The sequence below is a fragment of the Mycobacterium pinniadriaticum genome, from assembly GCF_026242045.1.
GTDB classification, from domain to species: domain Bacteria; phylum Actinomycetota; class Actinomycetes; order Mycobacteriales; family Mycobacteriaceae; genus Mycobacterium; species Mycobacterium pinniadriaticum.
Map to the genome: position 1 here is coordinate 165,363 of NZ_JAPJDO010000002.1, position 24,968 is coordinate 190,330.

A 24,968-nucleotide genomic window follows, 5' to 3' on the forward strand; every position below is an offset into this window, starting at 1 on the left:
ACAGTGAAGGTGGTCATCATCGGCGCCGGGATGGGCGGCATGAGTGCGGCAATCGCGTTGCGCCAGATCGGGATCGAGACCGAGGTCTACGAACGCGTGACCGAGAACAAGCCGGTCGGAGCGGCCATCTCGGTGTGGTCCAACGGCGTCAAATGCCTCAACTACCTGGGCCTGGAACAGGAGACGGCCCGCCTCGGCGGCATCGTCAACTCGATGAGTTACGCCGACGCCCACTCCGGTGACACCATGTGCCGCTTCTCGATGCAACCGCTGATCGACCAGGTGGGCCAGCGACCCTACCCGATCGCGCGCGCCGAACTGCAATCGATGCTGATGGAGGCCTACGGCATCGACGAGATCAACTTCGGGATGAAGATGGTCAGCGTCGCCGATGGTACCGACGCCGCGACCGCCACCTTCGCCGACGGGACCTCGGTCACCGCCGACATCATCATCGGCGCCGACGGGGCCAGCTCGATAACCCGCGAATACGTGCTCGGCGGACCCGTCACCCGACGCTACGCCGGCTACGTGAACTACAACGGGCTTGTCGACGTGGACGAACGGATCAGTCCGGCCACCGAGTGGACCGTCTATGTCGGCGACGGCAAACGGGTTTCGGCGATGCCGGTGGCCGACGGGCGTTTCTACTTCTTCTTCGATGTGGTCGAACCGCAGGGCATCACCTACGAAAAGAGCAGTGCCCGTGAGGTTCTGCGCTCCCATTTCGCGGGATGGGCACCCGGGGTGCAGACCCTGATCGACCTGCTCGACCCGATGACGACCAACCGGGTGGAGATCCTGGATCTCGATCCGTTCGACACCTGGGTCAAAGGCCGCGTCGCGGTGCTCGGCGATGCGGCGCACAACACCACTCCCGATATCGGGCAGGGTGGATGTTCGGCCATGGAGGACGCCATCGCCCTGCAGTGGGCGCTGCGCGACAACCCCGACGACGTCCACGCCGCACTGGCCGCCTACCAGCGCGCCCGGGTCGAGCGGGCCGGGGACCTGGTCCTGCGGGCGCGTAAGCGCTGCGATCTCATGCATGCCAAAGATCCGGCGGCCACCGAAGCCTGGTACTCCGAGCTACGGAATGAGGACGGTACCAACGTCATTCGCGGTATCGTCGGCAACATCGTCGGTGGCCCGCTCACCCCCGTGAGTTGACCCGGTGGCCTATCGATGGATCTGAACAGCATCGAGACGGTGAGCGTTCCCGCGCGCCGCTCAGAACTGTTATCATTGGCCGACGGCGACGCGATCCTTGCCGGCGGGACGTGGCTCTTCTCCCAACCGCAGCCGCAGGTCCGTCAGCTGGTCGACATCACAGGTCTTGGCTGGGAACCGATCACGCTGGGTGACAACGGGATCGAGCTGGCCGCGACGTGCACGCTCGCGGATATCTCGGCATTGTCCGGCAGCCTTGTGCACAGCCATCCCGAATGGTTGGCCGCGCCCCTGCTACATCAGTGCTGCACGGCGTTGTTGGCCTCATTCAAGATCTGGCGGACCGCGACCATCGGCGGGAATATCTGCCTCTCGTTTCCCGCCGGCGCGATGGTCTCCCTGGTGTCGGCGCTGGACGGAACATTGACCGTCTGGCGTCCCGACGGCCGCGAGTACCGGCTTCCGGTAACCGAATTCGTCACCGGGGAAGCCGCCAACGTACTCGCCCCCGGCGAGATCCTGCGGTCGGTCCACCTGCCCGGATCGGCGCTGCGAGGGCGCACCGCGTTCCGCAAGCTCGCGCCGTCGGCTCTGGGCCGGTCCAGCGCGGTGGTGATCGGCAGGCGCGACCATGACCGCGACGGTGGTGCGTTCGTCCTGTCCGTGACGGCGGCCACCGTGCGACCTTTCGTGTTCGAGTTTCCCGCACTGCCCGACGCTGCGTCGCTTCGCGCCGCCTGCGCGACCATTCCTGACGATGCGTGGACCCGTGACGCGCATGGCGATCCCGACTGGCGGGCCGCGATCACGCCGGTGCTCGCCGAGCAGGTGCGAAGCGAGCTGGCATGACGTTCACCGTCAACGATCGCGAATACTCCGACGATCCGGCTCCGGGCCAGTGCCTGCGCACGTTCCTGCGTGAGCACGGCCATTTCGAGGTCAAGAAGGGTTGCGACGCCGGCGATTGCGGAGCCTGCTCGGTACTCGTCGACGGGCAGGCGGTGCACTCGTGCATCTATCCGGCCTTTCGTGCGGAGGGGCGGACGGTCACCACAGTCGCCGGGCTGGGGACGCCGGAGGACCTGCATCCGATGCAGCGCGCCTTCGTCGAGGCCGGCGGCTTCCAGTGTGGATTCTGCACCGCGGGCATGGTCACCACCGCCTCGACGCTCAGCGATGAGCAGCTGGCGGACCTGCCACAGAACCTCAAGGGCAACCTGTGCCGCTGTACCGGCTATCGCGCCATCACCGATGCGCTGGCCGGAAAGGTCAACATCGACAAGCCCGGCGGCGGTGACGCCGGGCGTTCCATCGGGGCGCTCGCCGGGCCGCGGGTGGTGACCGGAACCGAGCAGTACACCCTGGACTGGGCACCAGAAGGTCTGCTGCACATGGCCGTACTCGGAAGCCCGGTGGCGCACGCCCGGATCGTGGCGATCGACACCGCGGCCGCCTCGGCCATCCCCGGCGTCCACCTGGTACTCACCCATCTGGACAGCCCACCGGTGGCGTTCTCGACCGCCCGCCACGACGCCCGTACCGACGACCCCGATGACACCTACATCCTCGACGATGTCGTCCGGTTCGTCGGCCAGCGGGTGGCCGCCGTGGTCGCCGACAGTGCGGCGATCGCCGAAAAAGCCTGCCGGGCAATCGTCGTCGACTATGACGAGCTGCCCGCTGTATTCGATCCCGAGGCCGCACTGGCACCGGGCGCGCCGCTGGTACACGGAGACAAGGGCGGCCAATCACGCATCGCCGACCCGGCCCGCAACCTGGTCGCCGAAGTGCACGGCGGCACCGGCGACATCGATTCCGGAGTCGCCGAGGCCGTCGCCTCCGGCGGCGCCGTGGTGCGCGGGCGGTGGCGAACCCGGCGCGTCCAACACGCGCACCTCGAAACCCACGGCTGCACCGGCTGGCGTGATGACCAGGGCCGCTTGGTGATTCGGACCAGTTCGCAGGTGCCGTTCCTGGTGCGAGACGAGCTGTGTCACATCTTCGGCCTGGACCGCGAGTCGGTCCACGTGCTGACCAAACGGGTCGGCGGCGGCTTCGGCGCCAAGCAGGAGATGCTGTGCGAGGACATCGTCGCGCTGGCGGTGCTGCGGCTGGGGCGCCCGGTGCGCTGGGAGTTCAGCCGATCCGACCAGTTCACCCTGGCACCGTGCCGGCACCCGTTCATCGTCGACGTGGTGACGGCGGCCGACGCGGCGGGACGGCTGACCGCCTTGTCGATCGACGTGCTGACCGACGCCGGGGCCTACGGAAACCACAGCCCGGGCGTGATGTTTCACGGCTGCAGCGAGTCGGTGTCGGTGTATCGGTGTGCCAACAAACGCGTCGATGCCCGCTCGGTGTACACCAACAACCTTCCGTCGGGCGCCTTCCGTGGATACGGGCTCGGGCAGATCATCTTCGCGGTCGAGTCGGCCCTCGACGAGTTGGCCCGCCGGCTGGGCATCGATGCCTTCGAGTTCCGTCGCCGCAACGTCGTGGTCCCCGGCGACCCGTTCGTGGATGCCCAGGCCGATCATCACGATCTGGCCTTCGGCAGCTACGGGCTGGACCAGTGCCTGGATCTGGCCCAAGCCGCCCTCGGGAGCAGCGGGGGTCTGGCGCCCCCGGACGGCACACAGTGGCGGGTCGGGGAGGGAATGGCGCTGGCGATGATCGCGACGATCCCGCCGCGGGGACATTTCGCCGAAGCCCGGATCTCCGTCGACGCCGACGGTATCTACACCCTGGCCGTCGGCACCGCCGAGTTCGGCAACGGCACCACCACGGTGCACGCCCAGCTCGCGGCGACCGCCCTCAATACCGCCGCCGACCGGGTGCTCATTCGCCAATCCGACACCGACGCAGTCGGTTACGACACCGGCGCGTTCGGCTCCGCCGGCACCGTGGTGGCCGGCCGGGCCGTTCTCGACGCCTGCGAAGACCTGCGGACGCTCGTCGTAGGGGCCGCCGCGGAGCTGACCGGCACTTCCCCGGCCTACTGCAGCCTGAACCGGCACGGCGTCCAATGCGGAGATGAACTCGTGGACTTCGCCCGGTTGCCGGCCGACCTGGTGGGACAGGGCCGGCATGACGGAACTCCGCGCTCGGTGGCGTTCAATGTGCAGGCGTTCCGGGTCGCGGTGAACATCGAGACCGGCCAGGTTCAGATCCTGCGTTCGGTTCAGGCGGCCGATGCCGGCGTGGTGATGAATCTCGAGCAGTGCCGCGGCCAGGTGGAAGGCGGCGTGGCGCAGGCGATCGGATCCTCGCTGTTCGAAGAGATCCACATCGGGCCCGACGGAGCGGTCGTCAACCCCACGCTGCGCGACTATCACATCCCACAGCTGGCCGATCTGCCCGTCACCGAGGTCCTCTTTGCCGACACCTACGACGAACTCGGGCCGATGGGGGCGAAGTCGATGAGCGAGTCGCCCTACAACCCGGTGGCGCCGGCGCTGGCCAACGCCATCGCCGATGCGTGCGGGGCCCGGCTGCGCGAGCTGCCGATGACGCCGGCCCGGGTGTGGCGGGCGATCGCCGGCCGCTAGGCAGGGTGGTGATCCCGGTGTTCGCTTGCGTCTGACATCGATACCAGTCAATATCGATATATGTCGAATCGACGTGAGTCTTCGAACGTTGACCCGTGCTGCCCGCCCGGGGCTCTGCTGGGGGAACCGCTGTCGGCGGCCGCCGCGGCGGAAATGGCGGTCAAACTCAAGGCGCTGGGTGATCCGGTGCGCCTACGGTTGTTCTCCGCGATCGCCAGCCATGCCGGCGGCGAGGCCTGCGTCTGCGACATCTCGGTCGGGGTGGACGTCTCCCAGCCGACGGTCTCGCATCACCTCAAGGTGCTGCGCGACGCCGGGCTGCTGACCTCGCAGCGCCGCGCCTCCTGGGTGTACTACGCGGTGGTACCCGAGGCGTTGGCGGGCCTGGCGGTGCTGCTGGGCACTGCCGCGGAGTCGGCTGGGGTGCCGGCGTGACCGGGACGGAATCGGCGACCCATCCGGCGGTCGTCGGCAAGCTCTCCACGCTGGATCGGTTCCTGCCGCTGTGGATCGGCGCGGCGATGATCGCCGGGCTGCTGCTGGGGCGCTGGATACCCGGCCTGAACACCGCGGTAGAAAGCGTTCAGATCGACGGGATTTCCCTGCCGATCGCGGTGGGGCTGCTGGTCATGATGTACCCGGTGCTGGCCAAGGTCCGCTACGACCGCCTCGACACCGTCACCGGGGACCGCCGACTGCTGGTCTCCTCCCTGGTGTTGAACTGGGTGGTGGGACCGGCGTTGATGTTCGCGCTGGCCTGGCTGTTGCTGCCCGATCTGCCCGAATACCGCACCGGTCTGATCATCGTCGGCCTGGCCCGCTGCATCGCCATGGTCATCATCTGGAACGACCTCGCCTGCGGCGACCGGGAGGCCGCCGCCGTGTTGGTGGCGTTGAACTCGGTCTTCCAGGTGGTGATGTTCGCCGTGCTGGGGTGGTTCTACCTGTCGGTGCTGCCCGGCTGGCTGGGCCTGGAACAAACCGCGATCGACACCTCACCGTGGCAGATCGCGAAATCGGTGCTGATCTTCCTCGGCATTCCGCTGCTGGCCGGGTACCTCTCCCGCCGCATCGGTGAGCGCACCAAGGGTCGCGACTGGTACGAGTCGAAGTTCCTGCCGCGGGTGGGGCCATGGGCGCTCTACGGTCTGCTCTTCACGATCGTGATCCTCTTCGCGCTGCAGGGCGATCAGATCACCCACCGGCCGTGGGACGTGGCCCGCATCGCGCTGCCGCTGCTGGCCTACTTCGCTCTCATGTGGGGTGGTGGCTACGCTCTGGGCGCGGCGCTGGGTCTGGGCTATGAGCGCACCACGACGATGGCGTTCACCGCGGCCGGCAACAACTTCGAACTGGCCATCGCCGTGGCGATCGCCACCTACGGGGCGACCTCCGGCCAGGCCCTGGCCGGCGTCGTCGGCCCACTCATCGAAGTCCCCGTTCTGGTGGGGCTGGTCTACGTCTCGCTGGCGTTGCGCGGCCGTTTCGCCTCTGGGCGGTCCCGCCCTGGACCGGCGAACAGCCCTGCGCCGCACCGCCGCCGATGACACTGCTCCTGCTCGCCGAGGTGGCGCTGGTCGCGTTTCTGGTGGTGGCCACCGCCACTTTCGTGGTGACGTACATCCGGCGCAAGCGCCGGCGCGAGGCACTGCCGCCCTGGTCACCGACCGGCACCTACTACGGCTATGCCCGGACCCCACTACCGCCGTGGGTCGATGAGTACGGCAACGTCATCGAACCCGACGACGACACTCCGTCCGGCCGGGGCTAAGCCGGACAAGCGTGGGCAAGTTCCGTCTGCTCGGCGACGAACTGCTGATTGAGCGCGGCGTACTTGGTTGCAGCAGGACCCGGACTGGGCTGCGGCGCCGATAGTTCGGCGAGGATGGCCGGGTTCAGTGCCGCCGATTGGTGTGCCAGGTCGGCCATCCGGCGGGCGTGTGGCGCCAGCGTCTCGTCATCGACCGTCGAGGCCAGTTCCCCCAGGCGATCGGCCCACTGCTCGTACTCGTCTTGTGTCGGCTGCACCCCGTTGTCGGCTTGCGCACCGACCTGCGCCGAGTGTTGCCGATTGACGGCGATCATGTCTCGGACCGCCGCGCAGCTGTCGTCGGAATGCCTGCGCCCCAACAGAAACCATGCTCCAACGGCCACGGCGACAACCACGATCACCGCGCTGCCGGTCCACCACCAGCGCCGGCTCATCCGGGCACCTGGATCAGCGGCCCGCCCGTCGAAGGTCTCATCACCGGCACCGTCGGGCCCGCCGTGTAGCCGCCGCCGGGCAGCCCACCGACGAACGTCGATTGTGGGCCGCACTCGTTGGGCACGTAATAGGTGGTGGCCGGGTTCTGTGCAGACAGCACCGCGATCTGGGGCAACGTGATCGGCTTCCATTCGTGGTCGATGCGCGGCGGCGGGCTCAGGCCCGCGATGTCGCTGGGCCGGTCCGCCAGCACATCCCCACCGAGCAGCAGCCTGGTGTTGCGCTGGTACTCATAGGTGTTCTGCATCCACTGCTGGGTCACCGCGCGACCGTTCTCGGTGACCTGCCGGGTGTATTCGGTGGGCTGGAAGCCCGCCACCCGGAATCGGTAGGCCTCCTGGTACTGCGCCCATGGCGGAGCATCCGGGTCCGCCCAATTCTTGCCGGGCGTGTACATGCCGGTTGTACCGCCCAGGCCGGGGGTGAAATCGCCTTGCTTCTCGGCGTCGAACGGATGCCACTCCGTCGCGAGCGGGCCCGGGCCGTCCTGGGGATAGGGCCCGGTCGGCGAGGACGACACCTCCTCCCAGTGCCCGTATCGGATGTCGCCGACGAACGGACTGTCCGGGGGCACACCCGGCAGACCCGGGGGACGATCGGTGGTCGTTTCGTTGTCGACGAGCTGGATCTTGGGCTTGTCGGAGTCTCCACCGGTGGTGTTGTCCAACGCCTGGACGCCGCCGGCGGAGTCATCCACTCCGGGGAGCGCAGCACCGCCCAGACCGTCGGCGGCCGTGGTGATGGTGGCCGCCACCTGCTGATCGGTTGCCATCAGTTCGCCGAGGCGGGTCCGGATATCGGCGGCCACCGCTTCGGCCTGGGCTTGGCGGGCGGCCAGGTATGTGGCGTCACCCGTTTCGTGGCTGGATACCGAAAAGTCGTCGCCGACGGTGAATCCGACCTGCTGGGCAGCGTCGACAGCGGCGAGCACCGCGTTGCGTGCCGCGGTGATCCGCTGTGCACCGGAGCGGGCCAGCGTCGAAGCGTCGTGTAGCTGATCGGCCAATCCGACGACCTTCAGACGATCGTCATAGGCGCTCTGCTGGGCGGCCTCCGCGGCTTGGCCCATCCACGGCGTTCCGCCGGGAGTGCCGATCTGCTGGGACAGCTGCGTGAAGTTGTCCTCCCAGACCGTGGCCACCTGCGTCCAGTGGGTGGCGGCGCTCGTCAGGTGGTCGGTGTCCCAGCCCCGGACCTGGGCCAAAGTGGGAGCTCCTGTGGCTGCCACCGGCTCAGAGTCTTCTGCCCAAGGCGGCGAGGTCGGACGCGGAGCTGTCGTCGGTGCTGCTGTAGTGCGCCGCGGCGGTGGTGAGGCTGCTCGCCACGGTCTGAATACGAGTGGCCAACTGCGCTCCCGCCGTCGCGGTGGCGGCGTGCACCAGATTCACCGCTGCTGCGGTGGCCTGGCAGGACCCTGCGGAGGAAGTGGGCGGTGTCGTTGCAGCTACCCCCGCTGACCACGATCGACACCGGGTGGCCAGCGCCTGCAATCCGGCGGGATCGACATCCAGCAAACCCATACCGGTCAATATAGCGGTCCGCTGCCGCGACTCGCACTCCAGCTCGAAGAGAACCGTTCAGGGGCGGCGGTGGCCCCGCGGATGCACAAAGGTCACGACCCATTTCTGGTTCGTGACCTCATGCGCCGCAGTTCGTAGAACCGCTCATTGTGGGCGAAGGGGGACTTGAACCCCCACGTCCCGAAGGACACTGGCACCTGAAGCCAGCGCGTCTGCCATTCCGCCACTCGCCCGAAACAACCGGGGGAGCGTATCACGGTTGATGCACTGATCCCCAACCCGCGCCCGCGGCCCCCACCAGGCCGGCGACGGCCGTCACACCCGCTCGCCCGAGGCCCTGACCTGGTGTAACGGGATTCTCAGAATTCTCATGGTGACGGGGCGCCGACCTGGGCCGATACCATCAAGGGGTTATAGGCGCCGGCGCGATACGCGGCGGTCTCGAGGCAGGCGGTGAGATGAGTAACCAGAGAGGTCTGGTTCAACGCATCGAGCGCAGACTCGAGAACACCGTCGGCGACGCGTTCGCCCGGGTGTTCGGCGGATCCATCGCCCCTGCGGAGGTAGAGGCCGCCTTGCGGCGGGAAGCCTCCGCCGGTGTGCAAACGCTCTCCCGCGACCAATTTTTGGCCCCCAACGAATACGTCATTACTCTCAGTGCATCCGACTTCGAGAAGGTGAGCGCGGATCGCGATCTCACCACGGACACTTTTGCCAAACACTTGGGCGGATACATCCGAGATCAGGGATGGCAAACGTATGGTGATGTGGTCGTCAGGTTCGAGCAGTCGCCGAGCCTGCACACCGGCCAATACCGTGCGCGCGGCGTCGTCAATCCTGACGTCGACCCCCACCCGTCCCGAGCCAGCACCGCCCCGCCACAATCGAACCAGGCGTACACCGCAGAACCAGGAGTACCAGCGATGAGCGACAACCCCACCTACCGCGGCGACCAGGGTCAGGGGCGGCCCGGCGACGACTACTACGACGACCGTTATCCGCGCCCGGACGAACAGCGCGGCGCCCCCGAGCAGCGCGGCTCGTACCCGCCCGAGCAAGGCGGGCCCGAGCAGGGCGGGTACGCCCCTCCGGCCGGCGAGCCGGGCTACGGCCAGCGTCAGGGCTACCCCGACCAGGGCGGCTACTCCTACGGTGCGGGCTACGAGCAGCGGCCCCCCGCCGGCGGTGGCTACGGCCAGGGGTATGACCAGGGCTACCGCCAGGGACCGCCACCCGGCTACGGCGCACCTGGCTACGGCCCGCCACAGGGCGGCTACCCGCCCCAGGGCCCGCCGGCCGGCGACTACGACTACGGCCGGGGACCGGGGCGGCACGAGGACCCCGGCTACGGCCGGCCGGAGCATCGTCCCGCCTACCCCGACCAGGGTGGCTACGACCAGGGTTACGCCAATTACGGCCGGCCCGAGTACGGCCAGCCCGATTACGGTCGCTACGAACAGGGCGGCTACCCCGAGCCCGCCGGCCGCGACTACGACTACGGCCAGCCCCCCGGCGGCGGCTACGGCGGTTACGCCCAGCCACCCGCCCAGGGCGAGTATCCGACCGCCGGACATGCCGTCACCCTGCAGCTCGACGACGGCAGCGGACGGACCTACCAGCTGCGCGAGGGCGCCAACGTCATCGGCCGCGGCCAGGACGCCCAATTCCGGCTGCCCGACACCGGGGTGTCCCGCCGGCATCTGGAGATCCGGTGGGACGGTCAGGTCGCGTTGCTTTCCGACCTGAATTCCACCAACGGAACCACGGTCAACAACGCGCCGGTACAGGAGTGGCAGCTGGCCGACGGGGATGTCATCCGGCTCGGCCATTCCGAGATCATCGTCCGAGTTCACTAAGGTCGGCGGGGGCCGCAGCTCGGGTGACGCGGGAGTGGCTTCACCCGCGCACCCACCGGTGTCCAAGTATCGTGACGGTGCCGAAGTCGGCCCGGTGCCTGCTGGTATCCCGGGAACGGCGTGCGGGGCATGAGGACGGAGAGGACGCCGGATGCAGGGACTAGTTCTGCAGCTGACGCGCGCCGGCTTCCTGCTGTTGCTGTGGCTGTTCATCTGGTCTGTGCTGCGCATACTGCGCAACGACATCTACGCGCCCACCGGCGCGGTGATGGTGCGCCGGGGCCTGGCGCTGCGCGGCACACTGCTGCCGTCGCGCCAACAGCGCCACGCCGCCCGCTATCTGGTGGTCACCGAGGGGACACTGGCCGGTACCCGGATTACCCTGGGAACTCAACCGGTTCTGATCGGGCGCGCCGATGACTCCACCCTGGTGCTCACCGACGACTACTCCTCCACCCGCCACGCCCGGCTGTCCCCGCGCGGTTCCGAGTGGTATGTGGAAGACCTAGGATCGACGAACGGCACATACCTCGACAGGGCGAAGGTGACGACGGCAGTACGCGTTCCGATTGGCACGCCGGTGCACATCGGCAAGACGGTAATCGAGCTGCGCCCGTGACCCTTGTCCTTCGCTATGCCGCCCGCAGCGACCGCGGGCTCGTGCGCGCCAACAACGAGGACTCGGTCTACGCCGGCGCGCGACTACTCGCGCTGGCCGACGGGATGGGCGGGCACGCCGCCGGCGAGGTGGCGTCCCAGCTGGTGATCGCCGCGCTGGCCCACCTCGACGACGACGAGCCGGGCGGCGACTTGCTGAGCAAGCTCGACGACGCGGTGCACGAAGGCAACTCGGCCATCGCCGCGCACGTCGAGATGGAGCCCGAGCTCGAGGGCATGGGAACCACCTTGACCGCAATTCTGTTCGCGGGCAACAGACTCGGGCTGGTGCACATCGGCGACTCCCGCGGATATCTGCTGCGCGACGGAGAGCTGACGCAGATCACCAAGGACGACACCTTCGTCCAGACCCTGGTCGACGAGGGCCGCATCACCGCCGAAGAGGCGCACAGCCACCCGCAGCGCTCCTTGATCATGCGCGCCCTGACCGGGCATGAGGTGGAACCGACGCTGATCATGCGCGAGGCCAAGGAGGGCGACCGCTATCTGCTGTGCTCCGACGGGCTGTCCGACCCGGTCAGCCAGGAGACCATCCTGGAGGCGCTGCAGATTCCCGATGTCGCCGAAAGCGCCGACCGGCTCATCGAGTTGGCCCTGCGCGGCGGCGGCCCGGACAACGTGACCGTGGTGGTGGCCGATGTCGTCGACCACGACTACGGCGGGCAGACCCAGCCGATCCTGGCCGGGGCGGTCTCCGGCAACGACGACGACCCCGCGCCACCGAACACCGCCGCGGGTCGCGCGTCGGCCATCACCCCCCGGCCCGCGGCCGCCAAGCGGGTGGTGGTCGAACCCGAACCGCCGGCCAAACCGCGTTCACGCAGGCGGATGATCATCGCCGCGGCGGTGGTGCTGCTGCTGGTGCTGGCCGGTCTGGCGGTGGGCCGCGCGATCATCCGCAGTAACTATTACGTCAGCGCCTACGACAGCACGGTGGCGATCATGCGCGGGGTCGAAGGTTCGATACTGGGCGTCCCGCTGCAGGAGCCCTATCTGCTGGGCTGCCTCAACGACCGCAACGAGCTGTCCCAGATCAGCTACGGCCAGCCGACCGACTCACTCGGCTGCAAGCTGATGCGACTGCAGGACCTGCGCCCCTCCGAACGTGCCCAGGTGTCGGCCGGGCTTCCCGCCGGCAGCCTCGACGACGCGATCGGGCAGCTGCGGGAGCTCGCGCACAGCTCGCTGCTGCCGCCCTGCGCGCCGCCGCCGACCACCACACCGAGCACCACCGCGGCCGCTTCGCCCACCACGACTCCGGCTCCGAGCGCATCTCCTGCGCCGGGGCCGTCGTCGAGCTCGGCCCGCTCCACGCCGGCACCGACATCGAGTCCGTCGCCGTCGGCAACGCCCACACCGTCGACCACGCCCACACCTGCGCCGTCGCCCTCACCAGTCTCCAGCCCCAGCCCCACGTCGAGTGAAAGCAGTACCGCCGCAACCTCTTCCGGCGCGCCAGCCCTTCCGACGACACCGGCGCCCACGGTGACGCAACTGCCCGCGGCGCCGCCGCAGCCGGGCATCGACTGCCGGGCGGCGACATGAGCACCCAGCCCCAATCACCCGTGACGCTGGCGCCGGTGACGCCAACCCGGCGCAATGCCGAGCTTGCCCTGCTGTGCTTCGCCACCCTGATCACCGTCGTGGCGCTGCTGATCGTCGAGGCGAATCAGGAGCAGGGCATCAGCTGGGATCTGGCCAGTTCCACGCTGGCGTTCCTCACCCTGTTCGTCTGCGCCCACCTCGCGATCCGCCGTTTCGCGCCGTACGCCGACCCGGTACTGCTGCCGGTGGTGGCGCTGCTCAACGGACTGGGCCTGGTCATGATCCACCGCCTGGACCTGATTCCCGGCGCGCTGACCCCACACCGGGGCCCCAGCGAAGAGCAGCAGATGTTGTGGACCCTGGTCGGCGTCGTCGGCTTCTCGCTGGTGGTCGTCTTCCTCAAGGACCACCGCATCCTGGCCCGCTACGGCTACACGTTCGGACTGGCCGGGCTTGTGCTGCTGGCGATTCCGGCGCTGCTGCCGAGTCAGTTCTCCGAGACCAACGGCGCCAAGATCTGGATTCGATTCCCGGGCTTCAGTATTCAGCCCGCCGAGTTCTCCAAGATCCTGCTGCTGATCTTCTTCGCGGCCGTGCTCGTCGCCAAGCGCAACGTATTCACCAGCGCGGGTAAACACTTCCTGGGGACCGACGTGCCCCGGCCACGCGATCTGGCGCCGCTGCTGGCGGCGTGGATCATCTCCGTCGGGGTCATGGTTTTCGAGAAGGACCTGGGTACTTCGCTGCTGCTGTACGCCTCGTTCCTGGTCATGGTCTACATCGCCACCGACCGGTTCAGCTGGGTGGTCATCGGACTGACGTTGTTCGCCGCAGGCAGCGTGGTGGCCTACTACCTGTTCGACCATGTCCGCGTTCGGGTGCAGACCTGGCTGGATCCGTTCGGCGACCCCGAGGGCACCGGCTACCAAATGGTGCAGGCGCAGTTCAGCTTCGCCACCGGCGGCATCTTCGGCACCGGGCTGGGCAACGGTCAGCCGGGCACCGTTCCCGCCGCATCGACCGATTTCATCATCGCGGCGATCGGCGAGGAGCTCGGGCTGGTCGGCCTGGCCGGGGTGCTGATGCTCTACACCATCGTGATCGTGCGCGGGCTGCGCACCGCGATCGCCGTGCGGGACAGCTTCGGCAAGCTGTTGGCAGCGGGGCTGGCCTCGACACTGGCGATCCAGCTGTTCATCGTCGTCGGCGGCGTCACCGGGTTGATCCCGCTGACCGGGCTGACCACACCGTGGATGTCCTACGGCGGCTCGTCACTGGTGGCCAACTATCTGCTGCTGGCGATCCTGGTCAAGATCTCACACGCCGCCCGGCGCCCGATCATCACCAACCCGCACGCGTCGCTCGCGGCGTCCAGCACCGAGGTGATCGAGCGGGTATGAACACCTCACTGCGCCGCATATCGGTGACCATCATGGCGTTGATCGTGCTGCTATTGGTCAACGCGACGATCACCCAGGTCTTCCGCGCCGACGGCCTGCGGGCCGATCCGCGCAACCAGCGGGTGCTGCTCGACGAATACTCGCGCCAGCGTGGCCAGATCACCGCCGGCGGCCAGCTGCTGGCCTATTCGGTGTCCACCAACGGCCACTATCGGTTCCTGCGGGTCTACCCGAACCCGTACGTCTACGCACCGGTCACCGGTTTCTATTCGCTGCGGTACTCCAGCACCGGACTGGAACGCGCCGAGGACAGCATCCTCAACGGCTCGGATCAGCGGCTGTTCGGGCGGCGGCTGGCCGACTTCTTCACCGGGCGCGACCCGCGCGGCGGCAACGTCGATACGACGATCGTGCCGAGGATTCAGCAGGCCGCCTGGGAGGCGATGCAGCAGGGCTGCACCGGCGGCTGCCGCGGCGCGGTGGTGGCCCTGGAGCCGTCCACCGGCAAGATTCTGGCGATGGTGTCCTCGCCGTCGTACGACCCGAATCTGCTGGCCGCCCATGACACCGACGAACAGGGCACCGCCTGGCAGCAGCTGCGCGACGACCCAGGCTCGCCGCTGACCAACCGCGCCATCGCCGAGACGTTCCCGCCGGGCTCGACCTTCAAAGTGGTCACCACCGCGGCGGCGTTGGAGTCCGGGATCACCGACAACGACCAGCTCACCGCGGCGCCGAAGATCCAGCTGCCGAACAGCACCGCTACCCTGGAGAACTACGACGGCTCGCCATGCGGGGGCGGCCCCACCGCCTCGCTGCGCGAGGCTTTCGCCCGATCCTGCAATACCGCTTTCGTCGAACTGGGTATCCGGGTGGGTGCCGACGCCCTGCGCAGCACCGCGCAGGCGTTCGGGTTCGACAGTCCGCCGGCGCCGATCCCGCTGGAGGTCGCGGAGTCGACGATCGGCCCGATCGCCGACGCGGCCGCCCTGGGGATGTCGAGCATGGGTCAGAAGGACGTGGCAGTGACACCCTTGCAGAACGCCGAGGTGGCAGCCGCGATCGCGAATTCGGGTGTGCTGATGCAGCCCTACCTGGTGAACAGCCTCACGGCACCCGACTTGTCCAACATCAGTACCGCGGCCCCCAAGGAAGTGCGCCGGGCCGTGTCGCCCCAGGTCGCGGCTAAGCTAACGGATTTGATGATCGGCGCCGAGCAGATGACCCAGCAGAAAGGGGCGATTCCCGGCGTGCAGATCGCATCCAAGACGGGTACCGCCGAGCACGGTACCGACCCGCGTAACACCCCGCCGCACGCCTGGTACATCGCGTTCGCGCCGGCCCAAAGCCCCAAGGTGGCGGTGGCGGTGCTGATCGAGGACGGCGGGGACCGGCTGTCGGCCACCGGTGGTGCGCTGGCCGCCCCGGTCGGCCGGGCCACCATCGCGGCGGCACTTCAGGGGGCGTCATGAGCCCCCGCAGGCGAGCGAAGCGAGGCAAGCAATGAGCCCCCGCGTTGGAGTGACGCTGTCGGGCCGTTACCGCCTGCAACGGCTGATCGCCACCGGCGGCATGGGCCAGGTGTGGGAGGCCGTCGACAGCCGGTTGGGGCGCCGGGTCGCCATCAAAGTGCTCAAGCAGGAGTTCTCCTCCGACCCTGAGTTCGTCGAACGGTTCCGGGCCGAGGCGCGCACCGTCGCCATGCTCAATCACCCCGGCATCGCGGCCGTGCACGACTACGGCGAAACCGATATGGAGGGCGAGGGTCGCACCGCCTACCTGGTGATGGAATTGATCAACGGGGAACCACTGAACTCGGTGATCAAACGCACTGGCCGGTTGTCCCTGCGGCACGCCCTGGACATGCTCGAACAGACCGGGCGAGCACTGCAGGTGGCGCACGCCGCCGGCCTGGTGCACCGCGACGTCAAGCCCGGCAACATCCTCATCACGCCGACGGGTCAGGTGAAGCTGACGGACTTCGGTATCGCCAAAGCCGTCGACGCCGCCCCGGTCACCCAGACCGGAATGGTGATGGGCACCGCCCAGTACATCGCGCCCGAGCAGGCCCTGGGCCACGACGCCACCGCAGCGAGCGACGTGTACTCGCTGGGAGTCGTTGGCTACGAATCGGTTTCGGGCAAGCGTCCGTTCATGGGCGACGGTGCGCTCACCGTGGCGATGAAGCACATCAAGGAGACGCCCGCACCGCTGCCGGCCGATCTCCCACCCAACGTGCGCGAGCTCATCGAGATCACCCTGGTGAAGAACCCGGGCATGCGTTACCGCAACGGTGGGCAGTTCGCCGATGCGGTGGCCGCGGTGCGGGCGGGCCGACGCCCACCACGGCCCAACTCGTCGCCGACCATCCGCGCCACGCCGGCTTCGATCCCCGGCAGTTCCCCGCGCCTGCCCGCGGCCCCCGCCACCGGGATGCGGCCACGCGCCAACACCGGCAGTCACCGCCCACCACCGCCCCGGCGCACCTTCTCCTCGGGTCAGCGGGCCCTGCTGTGGGCCGCCGGTGTGCTGGGCGCCCTGGCGATCATCAGCGCCATCCTGATCGTGCTCGCCGATCGCCAGAACAAAGAGAACAAACCGGTCGAGCAGACGGTGACCGACACGGTCCCCCCGACCAGCCAGTCGGCGCCGGCCGGTTGGACGGATGACTCGCTCACCGGTAAATCTGGAAGGCAGATCGGGCTAATCCGATTCACTTCGGCCAGCGTGGCCATCACCGCCCTGGCCGAGCCCGATCGACACGACGAGAAACCGCAATGACCACCCCACAGCACATCTCCGACCGCTACGAGCTGGGTGAGATCCTCGGCTTCGGTGGCATGTCCGAGGTGCATCTGGCGCGCGACACCCGGCTGCACCGGGACGTCGCCGTCAAGGTGTTGCGCGCGGACCTCGCCCGTGATCCCAGCTTTTACCTGCGGTTTCGCCGTGAGGCGCAGAACGCCGCCGCCCTGAACCATCCCGCCATCGTGGCCGTCTACGACACCGGTGAGGCCGAGACCACCAACGGGCCGTTGCCCTACATCGTGATGGAGTACGTCGACGGGGTCACCCTGCGCGACATCGTCCACACCGACGGCCCGATACCGCCCCGGCGCGCCATCGAGATCATCGCCGACGCGTGCCAGGCGCTGAACTTCAGCCACCAGCACGGCATCATCCACCGCGACGTCAAGCCGGCCAACATCATGATCTCCAAAACCGGTGCGGTGAAGGTGATGGACTTCGGCATCGCCCGGGCTATCGCCGACACCGGCAACAGCGTCACCCAGACCGCCGCGGTGATCGGCACCGCCCAATACCTGTCGCCCGAGCAGGCGCGCGGCGAGCCGGTCGACGCCCGCTCCGACGTCTACTCGCTGGGCTGCGTGCTCTACGAGATCTTGACCGGCGAGCCGCCGTTCATCGGCGATTCGCCGGTGGCCGTGGCCTACCAGCATGTCCGTGAGGATCCGGTGCCGCCGTCGCAGAAGCACCCGGGCGTATCCCCGGAGCTGGATGCCGTGGTGCTCAAAGCGCTGGCCAAGAACCCGGACAACCGCTATCAGACGGCCGCCGAGATGCGCACCGATCTGGTGCGGGTGCACAACGGCGAGGCCCCCGAGGCGCCCAAGGTACTCAGCGCGGCCGAGCGAACCTCGCTGCTGAACGCGCCCGGGGCGCCGTCGCACGGCGACGAGACCCACCAGATCCCGCGGCCGGGCGCCTTTGCCGAGAGTGATCGGGCCGGCGGATCGATCGGCCGCTGGCTGATCGCGGTCGCTGTGCTGGCCGTGCTGACCGTGGTGGTCACGGTCGCGATCAACATGGTCAGCGGCAGCCCCCGCAATGTGCAGGTCCCCGATGTGCGCGGCCAGGCAGCCGCCGACGCGATCGCCGCACTGCAGAACAAGGGTTTCAAGATCCGCACCCAGCAGAAACCCGATAACACCGTTCCACCCGAGAAGGTCATCGACACTGATCCGGCGGCCAACACCTCGGCCAGCGCCGGCGACGAGATCCTGATCAACGTCTCCACCGGACCCGAACAGCGCGAGGTGCCCGACTGCACCGGCGGCGGCACCGGGCTGACCTACGGCGAATGCGTGCAGAAGCTCAAGGACGCCGGGTTCACCAAGTTCAAACAATCGAACTCGGCGTCCACCCCGGAGCAGAAGGACAAGGTGCTGTCCACCGTTCCGCCGGCCAACCAGACCTCGGCGATCACCAACGAGATCACGATCGTGGTCGGCAACGGGCCGCAGACGGCTGAGGTCCCGGACGTCGCCGGGCAGACCGTCGACGTGGCCACCCAGATCCTCACCGCCTCCGGCTTCCTCAAGACGCTGCCGGTGCCCACCGACAGCCCCGAGCCGTCCGGCCAGGTGGTCGGCACCGATCCGCCCAACGGCCAGGTGGTGCCCCAGGACACCGTCATCCAGATCCAGGTGTCGAAGGGCAACCAGTTCGTCATGCCGGACCTGCGGGGCATGTTCTGGACGGACGCCGAACCGCGCTTGCGGGGCCTTGGCTGGACTGGCGTGCTGGACAAGGGCGCCGACGTCCAGAACAGCGGTCAGCGGTCCAATGCTGTCGTGACACAAAGTCCCGCGCCGGGCACCGGGGTGAACTTCGGGTCGACGATCACCCTCAGCTTTGCGTCGTAGCCGAGAGCTCGGACACTTCCCGGTCGCTGCGTTCCCGCCCGCCGCCGAGGGCGTGCCGGACCGTGTCGGCGACCTCCTGCTCCAGGCGACGCACCAGGGCTTCCTCGGGCGCCTGCCCGCAATCGCCGAGCCAGTTGGCCAGCATCCGGTGGCCGCCCTCGGTGAGGATCGATTCCGGGTGGAACTGCACGCCGTGAATCGGCAGCTCGACGTGACGTACCGCCATGATGACACCGCTCTTCGTCCGCCCGGTGACCTCCAGCTCCGCCGGCACCGTCTCGGGCAGGATGGTCAGCGAGTGGTAGCGGGTCGCCGTAAATGGGTTCGGAAGTCCGTGCAGCACACCACTATTGGTGTGATAGACGGTGCTGGTTTTTCCGTGCAGCAGTTCCGGAGCGCGGTCGACGGTTCCGCCGAACGCCACCCCGATCGCCTGGTGGCCCAAACACACGCCCAGCAGCGGGGTGGCCGCCGCGGCGCAGGCGCCAACCAGCGGGATCGAGGCACCCGCACGTTCGGGCGTACCCGGTCCCGGGCTGAGCAGCACCCCGTCGAATTCGGCGGCGACTGTGTTGATCTCGGCCTCTCCGCCTAAACGGGCGTCGTCGTTGCGCCAGACCTGCGCGTCCACCCCGAGCTGACCCAGGTACTGGACCAGGTTGAACACGAAGCTGTCGTAATTGTCGACGACCAAGACCTGCACCAGGTCAGGTTACCTGGGGCAGGACCGCTCAGTAGCCCACCCGACCTGCCGGCTGGGCGTAGCGCATCCGGACCGTTCCGGTGTAGCCGACGACCATGAGGTCGTCGCGGGTCTGCTCGCTGTACCCCAGCCCGAACCGCACCACGTATTGCTTGTACAGCGTGACCAGGGGAGCGGCGGCCAACGCGGCCTGCATGGCGGCCGCGTCGCCGATGGCGGTGATCTTGTACGGCGGGCTGTAGGTCCGCCCGTTGAGCAGCAGGGTGTTACCGACGCAGCGCGGCGCCGATGTGCCGATGATGCGTTGGTCCTGCATCTGGACCGCCTCGGCCCCGGCACTCCACAGGGCGTTGAGGACCGCCTGGATGTCCTGCTGGTGAACCACCAGATCGTCAGGGGTGGCGTCGCGGGGGAAGCGCCCGTCGGCGTCGCGCTGGGCGTCGGACAGGGTGACGATCAAACCTGCGCCGTGTACCGGATCCAGTCCGGCTTCACCGGCCAGTTCGTCGGCGCGGGCCAACATGGCTGCCAGGGCGGTGCCGGCCGAGGCGCCATGGGTGGAGTCGACCTGTGCGGCCAGCGCGTCACGCTGGGCGTTGAGCCGGTCGACCGAACTCTGGGCATCGTGGACCAGGTCGACCAGCCGTGGGGAGTCGGCCCGGCGGATTTCGCTGCCACCGGAAACGCCGTGGGTGGCGGCCAGCAGTACACCGGCCAGCAGGCACACCACCGGCACGCCGAACCGCCACGGCGAACGCGTGACGCCCGTCGTGGCTGGTGCCGGAGTTGTCGGCTCGCGGCGCCGCTGCGTTAATCTCATAGTCGATCTGCGCACCATCGTCGCAGAAGATCCCGGCCCGAAGGTACCCATGCCCAAGTCCAAGGTTCGCAAGAAGAACGACTTCACGATCAATCCGGTGAGCCGTACCCCGGTCAAGGTGAAGGCCGGACCGTCGAGCGTGTGGTTCGTTGTGCTGTTCGTCGGCCTGATGCTGATCGGGCTCGCCTGGCTGCTGGTGTTCCAGCTGGCCGCGTCCGGCCTCGACGTGCCCGCCGCGTTGCAGTGGATGGCCAATCTGGGTCCGTGGAACTACGCGATCGCCTTCGCGTTCATGATCACCGGCTTGTTGCTGACGATGCGGTGGCGCTGAACGGCGGCGACCACTGTAGTGGAACCAAACCATGCGTTCGCTGTTTTCAGGTTGGCAACCTTCTGGTCACCCAATCACACGCGTGTGATTCATCCCCATTGTTGATAGCACCTGTGGATAACTCCATCAGCCACGGTAGATGGGCCGGAGGAACCCATGCAGCAAACTGAATGGGGCCCCAAATCCGGGGCCGTCGCAGGTCTCGGCGTTGCTGGCATCTTGATGGCAATCTTCTGTGTGACGGTTGTCACAGACCCCCCGGGCCGGATCCTCATCGGGATTGCTGCCGCGGGCCTGCTGGTCTTCGCGATCGGATCGTGGCGGGCCAGACCCCGACTGGCCATCGCGGGGGAGGCGCTGGTGTACCGCGGGTGGTTCCGGACCCAGACGCTACCGCGGGCCGATATCACGCTGATCCGGATCACCGAGTTCCGGCGCATTGGCCGCAAGACCCGACTGCTGGAGATCGAGACGGGCGCTGACCAGCTGATCGTGCTCAGCCGCTGGGATCTGGGTGTCGATCCGCTGCCGGTGCTCGATGCGCTGACCGACGCGGGGTTCGCGGGTAACTAGGACGCCGAGACTGCAGTTGTTATGCGCGTTTCCCGGGTAGGGGCGCAAACAAGTGCAGCCTCGGCGGACGAACCACCTAGGAGATGGTGACGGACTCGATCACCACGGCATCGGCGGGCCGGTCGTTGCGATCGGTGGCCGTGCTGGCGATCGCGTCGACGACCTTCTGCGACTCGGGGTCGACGACCTCGCCGAAGATGGTGTGCCGGCGGTTCAGATGCGGGGTCTTGCCCACGGTGATGAAGAACTGAGAGCCGTTGGTGCCCGGCCCGGCGTTGGCCATGGCCAGCAGGTAGGGCTTGTCGAACTGCAACTCGGGGTGGAACTCGTCGGCGAACTTGTAGCCCGGGCCGCCGCGGCCCGTTCCGGTCGGGTCACCGCCCTGGATCATGAAGCCGTCGATGACGCGGTGGAAGACGGCACCGTCGTAGAACGGTCCGGACGTGCTGCCCGAGGCGTTCTGCGTCGAGTACTCCTTGGTGCCCTGGGCCAGACCGACAAAGTTGGCGACGGTCTTGGGGGCGTGATTGCCGAACAGGGCGATCTTGATGTCGCCGCGGTTGGTGTGCAGGGTCGCGGTCGCGGTGGCAATGGGGCTAGTCACGGGATCCCAGTGTGCCACCACCCTCGCGTGCTCCAACTCGGGGCCACCCTTCCGGGCGCTGTGGCAGTGTTGATGCCATCAGCAGCCGCCAGGTCGGGAGGATCAGATGGGCCGCAGGACAGAACCCAAACTCACGTCGCGCGAGCGGTTGAACCGCGGACTGCACTACACCGCAGTCGGTCCGGTCGACATCACCCGAGGCGTGGTCGGGGTGAGCGTCCACGGGGCGGAGTCCGCTGCCAGCGCGCTCAAACGTCGTGCTCGCGAGGCCCGGGCCGTTCAACTCGAGGTCGCCAACGAGGCTGAAGCCGTCAAACAGGTCGTCGCGGAGCTGCCCCAGATGCTGCAGGAGGCCCGCAAGTCGCAGCACCGACGACGGCGGCGACTGGTCGTCTTCGGCTTCCTCGGGCTCGCGGTGGTGGCCGGCGCCGCGGTCGCCGTCACGATCGCGCGGCGGTCCGCGACGCCCGAACCGTCGCCGCGGCCGCCCAGCGTCGAGGTCACCCCCAAGCTCTGACGTCGTGGCCGTCAGCGTCTTCGACCTGTTCTCCATCGGTATCGGGCCGTCGAGTTCACACACCGTCGGGCCGATGCGAGCGGCCACCCGCTTCACCGCCCGGCTCGCCGCCTCGGGGGTGCTCCATGCGGTCGATCGGGTGCGGGTCGCGCTCTACGGGTCGCTCGCCGCGACGGGCACCGGGCACGGCACGATCGGTGCGGTGATCCTCGGACTTACCGGCGCCGACCCGGAGACGGTCGACCCTTCGGCCGTCGACCCGCTGCTGAAAGCGGTCCGCGAGACCCGTCGACTGACCCTGGCCGGCGGCCGGGTGATCACCTTCGACATCGACTCCGATATCGCGAAGAGTCTGCGGCGCTTGGATTTTCACAGCAACGGGATGGCCTTCGCCGCGCTCGGCGCCGACGGGGCCGAGCTGGATCGACGGGTGTACTACTCCGTCGGCGGCGGCGCGGTGGTCGACGAGACGGAAGCCTCGGCGCCGTCGAGCGGGTCGTCCGACATCCCGTATCCCTTCAGCACCGCAACCGAATTGGTGGCGCTCGCCGTCCAGCGAGGTTGCAGCATCGCCACCGTGATGGCCGACAACGAACGAGCCCTGGCCCGCCACGACGACCTGCGCGGTGCGGTCCTGCGGATCTGGTCGGTGATGCAGCAGTGCGTGGCCGCGGGCCTGCGTCATGGCGGGGTGCTGCCCGGCGGGCTGGGGGTCCGCCGGCGTGCGGGGCAGCTGGCCGCCCAACTCGAGCAGACCCCCGATGACCCGCTGTACGCCATCGACTGGGTGACCGTTTACGCGCTGGCCGTCAACGAGGAGAACGCCAGTGGCGGCCGCGTGGTCACCGCCCCGACCAACGGGGCGGCCGGGGTGATCCCGGCGGTGCTGCACTACTACACCCGCTTCGTGCCCGGGGCCGACGACGACGGGGTCGTGCAGTTCCTGCTGACCGCCGCGGCGATCGGGGTGCTGTTCAAGGCCAACGCCTCCATCTCCGGTGCGGAGGTCGGTTGTCAGGGCGAGGTCGGCTCGGCCTGTTCGATGGCGGCCGCCGGACTCACCGCGGTGCTCGGCGGCACACCGGCGCAGGTCGAGAACGCCGCCGAGATCGGCATCGAGCACAACCTCGGGCTGACCTGCGACCCGGTGCGCGGGCTGGTCCAGATCCCGTGCATCGAACGCAACGCCGTCGCGGCGGTCAAGGCCATCACCGCCGCCCGGATGGCGATGCACGGCGACGGTTCGCATTTCGTCAGCCTCGACACGGCGATCAAGACGATGCGCGACACCGGCGCCGACATGGCCGACAAGTACAAGGAAACGGCGCTGGGCGGGCTGGCCCTCAACGTGGTCGAGTGCTGAGTTCAGCTGCCCGGCAGCAACATTGACTGCCAGTCTGGAGGCTGTTGGCTGGGCGCGAGATCACGCTGGGTGTACTGGCGCCCGTCGGGTCCGATGAACGTTCCCGTCGAAGGATCGTATTCGGCGCCGGCGATCGGGGGCGGCGGCTGCGGCACGCCTTGGCCGGACAGCGTGGCGTTCGGATCGCCCTTCCAGTTGTACCCGTCGTTGAGCGGCAGGTAGTTGTCGGCACTTTCGCACATCGCCACGGTCGGCGCCCGCTTTCCGGGGCGGGTCATACACGGGATGTTGCGTACCCCCCGCACGCCCAACGGCGAATCCTGGGGTACCCGGCAATACAGGTCGCCGGCCGGGCGATCCGGATAATCCTGCAGGGCCGCCGCCCGCTGCTGCTGGGCGGGCAAGAAGCCGGTGGTACACGGCGGTGGTTGGTTGAGGCTCAGATTCAGACTCAGATAAACCCCCCGGTAGGGCTGCTGGGTGTCCCGGTTGGCCAGGACCATCGCCTGCGCGGTGGCCGCCGCCTGCGGCAGGAGCACCAGGAGTTGTTCCACACCGGGCTGATAGGTCAGCACCACCTGAGCGACGCTGGCCATGTTGGCGGCGATCACGGGCACGGTGGGCCGAACCCTGTCGAGAAGCTGGCGGGCCTCCTCGACGGCCGGGGCTCCCTGGCGCAGAAGGCCCTCGACGGCAGGGGCGTTGTCCTGGAGTTGGCGGCCGATGGTTGACAGGTGGGTGGCCCAGGCCTGGATCGCGCTCGAGGACTGGGTCTGGGCGTCCAGGATCGGTTTCGACTGGTCGATCAGGGTCAACAATGGGCCCAGGTTCTTGCGCGCCCCGCCGGCCAACTCGGCGCTGCCGGTGATGAGTCGGGACAACTCCGGTCCCAGGCCGCCGACGGCCGTGTACGACTCGTCGACGACCGTCTTGAGATCGTCGTGCGGGATGGCCTTCAGGCCGGTGTCCATCGCGTCCAGTACGGCGTCGAAATCCGGTGGCACCGTGGTGCGGTCGAGCGGGATGACATCGCCGTTGCGCAGCGGCGGCGAATCCCGGCGCGGCAACAGGGTGATGTATTGCTCTCCGACCGCCGACTGGCTGTGCACCTGCGCGTCGAGGTCCGCGGGGATGGCGGTGCCGGATTTCAGCGACAACACCGCCGCTACACCGGTGTCGGTCAGGTGCACATCGGTGATGCGGCCGACCTCCGCTCCCCGATAGGTGACGTTGCCGCCCGGATAAATCCCCGCGGTCCGGGGCAGCTCGACGGTCACCTGGTAGCGGCCCACCCCGAACATGGCCGGCAGCCGGATGTAGCCGAATATCATGGCTGTCGCGAAGACCACCGCGATCACGGCGAACAGCGCCAATTGGATCCGAATACGCAGTGTCAACGGCGGCATG

At 68.3% G+C, this 24,968-nt stretch carries 23 protein-coding genes, 1 tRNA gene and 1 pseudogene; 17 read left to right on the top strand and 8 right to left on the bottom strand.

What is annotated here, in order from left to right; all coding sequences use genetic code 11:
• Positions 1–3: 3 nt before the first annotated feature.
• The 6 genes and pseudogenes from hpxO (at position 4) to ORI27_RS03040 (ending at position 6,489) form a co-directional block, all read left to right on the top strand.
• The gene (hpxO, locus tag ORI27_RS03015) at positions 4–1,170 is read left to right on the top strand and encodes an FAD-dependent urate hydroxylase HpxO (RefSeq protein ID WP_265995031.1); all 1,167 of its coding nucleotides are present in this window, start codon (positions 4–6) and stop codon (positions 1,168–1,170) included.
• A gap of 15 nt (positions 1,171–1,185) precedes the next feature.
• Positions 1,186–2,019 carry an FAD binding domain-containing protein gene (locus tag ORI27_RS03020; protein WP_265995032.1) on the top strand — a complete coding sequence of 278 codons (834 nt, stop codon included), beginning with the start codon at positions 1,186–1,188 and terminating at the stop codon, positions 2,017–2,019.
• Positions 2,016–4,718: a molybdopterin-dependent oxidoreductase gene (locus tag ORI27_RS03025; RefSeq protein ID WP_265995033.1), complete on the top strand. Its 2,703-nt coding sequence runs from the start codon at positions 2,016–2,018 to the stop codon at positions 4,716–4,718. Before ORI27_RS03020 ends, ORI27_RS03025 begins: the two co-directional genes overlap by 4 nt.
• 60 nt (positions 4,719–4,778) lie before the next feature.
• A complete protein-coding gene (locus tag ORI27_RS03030; protein ID WP_265995034.1) occupies positions 4,779–5,153 on the top strand; it encodes an ArsR/SmtB family transcription factor in 375 nt (124 codons plus the stop codon).
• Positions 5,150–6,247 (top strand): annotated as a pseudogene (gene arsB / locus ORI27_RS03035) (ACR3 family arsenite efflux transporter); the annotation flags it as partial. The gene ORI27_RS03030 and the pseudogene arsB, both read left to right, overlap by 4 nt.
• A 14-nt stretch (positions 6,248–6,261) precedes the next feature.
• Positions 6,262–6,489, top strand: a complete 228-nt coding sequence (locus tag ORI27_RS03040) for a hypothetical protein (RefSeq protein ID WP_265995035.1) — start codon at positions 6,262–6,264, stop codon at positions 6,487–6,489.
• Here ORI27_RS03040 and ORI27_RS03045 read toward each other — a convergent pair.
• The 4 genes from ORI27_RS03045 to ORI27_RS03060 form a co-directional block, all read right to left on the bottom strand.
• Positions 6,486–6,923, bottom strand: a complete 438-nt coding sequence (locus ORI27_RS03045) for a hypothetical protein (protein WP_265995036.1) — start codon at positions 6,921–6,923, stop codon at positions 6,486–6,488. The two genes, ORI27_RS03040 and ORI27_RS03045, sit on opposite strands and share 4 nt — an antisense overlap.
• Positions 6,920–8,212: a hypothetical protein gene (locus ORI27_RS03050; protein WP_265995037.1), complete on the bottom strand. Its 1,293-nt coding sequence runs from the start codon at positions 8,210–8,212 to the stop codon at positions 6,920–6,922. The genes ORI27_RS03045 and ORI27_RS03050 overlap by 4 nt, the downstream gene beginning before the upstream one ends.
• 4 nt (positions 8,213–8,216) lie before the next feature.
• A complete protein-coding gene (locus ORI27_RS03055; RefSeq protein WP_265995038.1) occupies positions 8,217–8,504 on the bottom strand; it encodes a type VII secretion target in 288 nt (95 codons plus the stop codon).
• A 150-nt stretch (positions 8,505–8,654) separates the two neighbouring features.
• A tRNA-Leu gene (locus ORI27_RS03060) sits at positions 8,655–8,737 on the bottom strand.
• Between the two features lie 225 nt (positions 8,738–8,962).
• Between ORI27_RS03060 and ORI27_RS03065 the strand changes: the two genes are divergently transcribed.
• The 7 genes from ORI27_RS03065 (at position 8,963) to pknB (ending at position 18,650) form a co-directional block, all read left to right on the top strand.
• Positions 8,963–10,360: an FhaA domain-containing protein gene (locus ORI27_RS03065; RefSeq protein ID WP_265995039.1), complete on the top strand. Its 1,398-nt coding sequence runs from the start codon at positions 8,963–8,965 to the stop codon at positions 10,358–10,360.
• Between the two features lie 151 nt (positions 10,361–10,511).
• The gene (locus tag ORI27_RS03070) at positions 10,512–10,979 is read left to right on the top strand and encodes an FHA domain-containing protein FhaB/FipA (protein ID WP_265995040.1); all 468 of its coding nucleotides are present in this window, start codon (positions 10,512–10,514) and stop codon (positions 10,977–10,979) included.
• Positions 10,976–12,583 (top strand): PP2C family protein-serine/threonine phosphatase, encoded by a 1,608-nt coding sequence (locus ORI27_RS03075; RefSeq protein WP_265995041.1) that lies wholly within the window; start codon positions 10,976–10,978, stop codon positions 12,581–12,583. The genes ORI27_RS03070 and ORI27_RS03075 overlap by 4 nt, the downstream gene beginning before the upstream one ends.
• The gene (locus tag ORI27_RS03080) at positions 12,580–13,983 is read left to right on the top strand and encodes an FtsW/RodA/SpoVE family cell cycle protein (protein ID WP_265995042.1); all 1,404 of its coding nucleotides are present in this window, start codon (positions 12,580–12,582) and stop codon (positions 13,981–13,983) included. Before ORI27_RS03075 ends, ORI27_RS03080 begins: the two co-directional genes overlap by 4 nt.
• Positions 13,980–15,455 carry a D,D-transpeptidase PbpA gene (gene pbpA / locus ORI27_RS03085; protein WP_265995043.1) on the top strand — a complete coding sequence of 492 codons (1,476 nt, stop codon included), beginning with the start codon at positions 13,980–13,982 and terminating at the stop codon, positions 15,453–15,455. The genes ORI27_RS03080 and pbpA overlap by 4 nt, the downstream gene beginning before the upstream one ends.
• Positions 15,456–15,486: 31 nt before the next feature.
• On the top strand, positions 15,487–16,764 hold the full coding sequence (locus ORI27_RS03090) for a serine/threonine-protein kinase (protein WP_265995044.1): 1,278 nt from the start codon (positions 15,487–15,489) through the stop codon (positions 16,762–16,764).
• On the top strand, positions 16,761–18,650 hold the full coding sequence (gene pknB, locus ORI27_RS03095) for a Stk1 family PASTA domain-containing Ser/Thr kinase (protein WP_265995045.1): 1,890 nt from the start codon (positions 16,761–16,763) through the stop codon (positions 18,648–18,650). The genes ORI27_RS03090 and pknB overlap by 4 nt, the downstream gene beginning before the upstream one ends.
• Here the strand turns inward: pknB and ORI27_RS03100 are convergent.
• Positions 18,634–19,353: an aminodeoxychorismate/anthranilate synthase component II gene (locus tag ORI27_RS03100; RefSeq protein WP_265995046.1), complete on the bottom strand. Its 720-nt coding sequence runs from the start codon at positions 19,351–19,353 to the stop codon at positions 18,634–18,636. The genes pknB and ORI27_RS03100 overlap by 17 nt on opposite strands.
• Positions 19,354–19,381: 28 nt before the next feature.
• Positions 19,382–20,173, bottom strand: a complete 792-nt coding sequence (locus tag ORI27_RS03105; RefSeq protein WP_265995047.1) for a DUF881 domain-containing protein — start codon at positions 20,171–20,173, stop codon at positions 19,382–19,384.
• A gap of 49 nt (positions 20,174–20,222) precedes the next feature.
• Between ORI27_RS03105 and crgA the strand changes: the two genes are divergently transcribed.
• Both crgA and ORI27_RS03115 read left to right on the top strand, forming a co-directional pair.
• Positions 20,223–20,504, top strand: coding sequence for a cell division protein CrgA (gene crgA / locus ORI27_RS03110; RefSeq protein ID WP_265995048.1), 282 nt, complete (start codon positions 20,223–20,225; stop codon positions 20,502–20,504).
• A 156-nt stretch (positions 20,505–20,660) separates the two neighbouring features.
• On the top strand, positions 20,661–21,077 hold the full coding sequence (locus tag ORI27_RS03115) for a PH domain-containing protein (protein ID WP_265995049.1): 417 nt from the start codon (positions 20,661–20,663) through the stop codon (positions 21,075–21,077).
• A gap of 76 nt (positions 21,078–21,153) precedes the next feature.
• Here ORI27_RS03115 and ORI27_RS03120 read toward each other — a convergent pair whose 3' ends face one another.
• Positions 21,154–21,699, bottom strand: a complete 546-nt coding sequence (locus ORI27_RS03120) for a peptidylprolyl isomerase (RefSeq protein WP_265995246.1) — start codon at positions 21,697–21,699, stop codon at positions 21,154–21,156.
• A gap of 88 nt (positions 21,700–21,787) precedes the next feature.
• Here ORI27_RS03120 and cwsA point away from each other — a divergent pair, with 88 nt between their 5' ends.
• Both cwsA and ORI27_RS03130 read left to right on the top strand, forming a co-directional pair.
• Entirely contained in the window at positions 21,788–22,198 is a 411-nt protein-coding gene (gene cwsA, locus ORI27_RS03125; protein ID WP_265995050.1) for a cell wall synthesis protein CwsA, read from the top strand.
• Between the two features lie 4 nt (positions 22,199–22,202).
• On the top strand, positions 22,203–23,561 hold the full coding sequence (locus ORI27_RS03130) for an L-serine ammonia-lyase (protein WP_265995051.1): 1,359 nt from the start codon (positions 22,203–22,205) through the stop codon (positions 23,559–23,561).
• A gap of 2 nt (positions 23,562–23,563) precedes the next feature.
• Here the strand turns inward: ORI27_RS03130 and ORI27_RS03135 are convergent, their stop codons facing one another.
• Positions 23,564–24,967 (bottom strand): MCE family protein, encoded by a 1,404-nt coding sequence (locus ORI27_RS03135; RefSeq protein WP_265995052.1) that lies wholly within the window; start codon positions 24,965–24,967, stop codon positions 23,564–23,566.
• Position 24,968 lies beyond the last annotated feature (1 nt).

Coding starts and splice junctions, on each gene's coding strand:
- ORI27_RS03090 (WP_265995044.1), top strand. CDS start 15,487: ATGAGCCCCCGCGTTGGAGTGACGCTGTCGGGCCGTTACCGCCTGCAA.
- ORI27_RS03030 (WP_265995034.1), top strand. CDS start 4,779: ATGTCGAATCGACGTGAGTCTTCGAACGTTGACCCGTGCTGCCCGCCC.
- ORI27_RS03105 (WP_265995047.1), bottom strand. CDS start 20,173: ATGAGATTAACGCAGCGGCGCCGCGAGCCGACAACTCCGGCACCAGCC.
- ORI27_RS03070 (WP_265995040.1), top strand. CDS start 10,512: ATGCAGGGACTAGTTCTGCAGCTGACGCGCGCCGGCTTCCTGCTGTTG.
- ORI27_RS03045 (WP_265995036.1), bottom strand. CDS start 6,923: ATGAGCCGGCGCTGGTGGTGGACCGGCAGCGCGGTGATCGTGGTTGTC.
- ORI27_RS03065 (WP_265995039.1), top strand. CDS start 8,963: ATGAGTAACCAGAGAGGTCTGGTTCAACGCATCGAGCGCAGACTCGAG.
- ORI27_RS03080 (WP_265995042.1), top strand. CDS start 12,580: ATGAGCACCCAGCCCCAATCACCCGTGACGCTGGCGCCGGTGACGCCA.
- pknB (WP_265995045.1), top strand. CDS start 16,761: ATGACCACCCCACAGCACATCTCCGACCGCTACGAGCTGGGTGAGATC.
- ORI27_RS03040 (WP_265995035.1), top strand. CDS start 6,262: ATGACACTGCTCCTGCTCGCCGAGGTGGCGCTGGTCGCGTTTCTGGTG.
- crgA (WP_265995048.1), top strand. CDS start 20,223: ATGCCCAAGTCCAAGGTTCGCAAGAAGAACGACTTCACGATCAATCCG.
- ORI27_RS03135 (WP_265995052.1), bottom strand. CDS start 24,967: ATGCCGCCGTTGACACTGCGTATTCGGATCCAATTGGCGCTGTTCGCC.
- ORI27_RS03020 (WP_265995032.1), top strand. CDS start 1,186: ATGGATCTGAACAGCATCGAGACGGTGAGCGTTCCCGCGCGCCGCTCA.
- cwsA (WP_265995050.1), top strand. CDS start 21,788: ATGGGCCGCAGGACAGAACCCAAACTCACGTCGCGCGAGCGGTTGAAC.
- ORI27_RS03025 (WP_265995033.1), top strand. CDS start 2,016: ATGACGTTCACCGTCAACGATCGCGAATACTCCGACGATCCGGCTCCG.
- ORI27_RS03055 (WP_265995038.1), bottom strand. CDS start 8,504: ATGGGTTTGCTGGATGTCGATCCCGCCGGATTGCAGGCGCTGGCCACC.
- ORI27_RS03115 (WP_265995049.1), top strand. CDS start 20,661: ATGCAGCAAACTGAATGGGGCCCCAAATCCGGGGCCGTCGCAGGTCTC.
- pbpA (WP_265995043.1), top strand. CDS start 13,980: ATGAACACCTCACTGCGCCGCATATCGGTGACCATCATGGCGTTGATC.